The organism is Streptomyces sp. NPDC000941 (assembly GCF_053599555.1).
This window is the reverse complement of sequence record NZ_JBSFMM010000520.1, coordinates 1-1,910: the sequence shown is the minus strand read 5'-3', so window position 1 is coordinate 1,910 and position 1,910 is coordinate 1. Positions and strand designations below refer to the sequence as shown.

At 72.2% G+C, this 1,910-nt stretch carries 1 protein-coding gene; it reads left to right on the top strand.

Features of this window, described 5'->3' with window-relative positions; all coding sequences use genetic code 11:
• Positions 1-1,910, top strand: a 1,910-nt coding sequence (locus ACWDSL_RS53235; protein WP_450496962.1) for a zinc-binding dehydrogenase, incomplete at both ends; no start/stop codon positions are given.

Sequence of the window (1,910 nt, the reverse complement as noted above, 5' to 3'; positions counted from 1 at the left end):
CGCGCTGCACACGCTCGCGGCCTCCAGCGGGGGAGCGGTGGAGGAGGTGCGGCTGCCGTTCAACTTCGCCGGGGTGGGGCTGTACGCCACGGGTGCCACTGCGTTGCGGGTGCGTTTGGCGCCCGCGGGCGACGGCAGTGACACGGTCTCCCTGAATCTGAGCGACCCCGTCGGCACCACCATTGCCCGTATCGACGCCCTCACGCTGCGCACGATGTCCGCCGAGCAACTTCGCGGAGCGGGTGACACTGTCAACGATGCGCTTCACCAGTTGAGTTGGCAGAGTGTGCGCCTCGACGCCGGCGCTGAGGCGCCGCGCTGGGCGACGCTGGGAGCCGCGCTGCCCGTTCTCTCAGACCTCCCCGCATACGAGGACATCGCAGCCCTCGTCACCTCGGCGGACGCCGACGAGGAGCTTCCGCACGCCGTCCTCGTCCCCTGCCTCACCAGCCCGGCCGACGGCGAGGACCCGGCCGTGGCCGTGCACACCGCCACGGCTCGCCTCCTTGCCCTGCTCCAGGCGTGGCGCGCGGACGACCGTCTCGCCGGCGTCCGGCTGGTCGTCGTGACGTCGGGGGCGGTCGTCGCACAGCCCGGTGACGTCGTGCACGACCCGGCCGCGTCGGCGCTGTGGGGCTTCGTACGCGCGGCCCAGGCGGAGGCTCCGGACACCGTCATGCTCGTGGACCTGGACGCCGCGACGACGGCCGAGGGTCTGACGACGGCGCTCTGGGGCCTGCTGGCCTCCGACGAGGCGCAGGCCGCGGTCCGGGGCGACGAGGTGTTCGTCGCCCGCATCACGCCCGCCGCCGACGGCACCGGACTCGTCGTACCCGGGTCCGGGGACTCGTGGCGCATCGACGTCACCGCCAAGGGCACGCTGGAGAACCTCGCTCTCGTACCGAACCCCGGCGCGGACCGCCCCCTCGCTCCCGGCGAGGTACGGGTCGCGGTGCGCGCCGCGGGCCTCAACTTCCGTGACGTCCTCATCGCGCTCGGGATGTACCCGGGTGAGGCGCCGATCGGCAGCGAGGGCGCCGGTGTGGTCCTGGAAGTGGGGTCGGAGGTGGCGGACGCCACCGGACTCCGGCCGGGGGACCGGGTGATGGGGCTCCTCACCGAGGGTGTGGGTCCGGCGTCCGTCACCGACCAGCGCTACCTCGCACGGATACCGCAGGGCTGGACGTTCGCCCAGGCCGCCGCGGTGCCCATCGTGTTCCTCACCGCCTACTACGGCCTGTTCGACCTCGGCGGCCTCAAGGCCGGTGAAGCAGTTCTCGTGCACGCGGCCACCGGCGGCGTGGGCATGGCCGCGGTCCAACTCGCTCGGCACGCGGACGCGGAGGTGTTCGGCACGGCCAGCCCCGGCAAGTGGGACACGCTGCGCGGCCAGGGCCTGGACGACGACCACATCGCCAACTCCCGCACCCTCGACTTCGAGCAGACCTTCGCGCAGCGCACCGGCGGGCGAGGGGTGGACGTCGTACTCGACTCGCTGTCGGGAGAGTTCGTGGACGCGTCGCTGCGGCTGCTGCCGCGCGGGGGACGCTTCCTGGAGATGGGCAAGACCGATGTCCGTGACCCGGCGGCCGTGGGCGCCCAGTACCCGGGCGTCGACTACCGGGCCTTCGACCTGCTGGACGCCGGACACGACCGCATCCAGGAGATGCTGACCGAACTCGTCGCGCTGTTCGAAAGCGGTGTTCTGCGGCCGCTCCCGGTCTCCGCATGGGACATCCGCCGCTCACCCGAGGCGTTCCGCCACCTCGGCCAGGCCAGGCACACCGGCAAGGTCGTCCTCACGGTGCCGCGTTCCTTCGTCGACGTTGGTGAGGGGTCGGTGTTGGTGACGGGTGGTACGGGGTCGCTGGGTGGTCTGGTGGCGCGTCATTTGGTGGTTGTGCATGGTG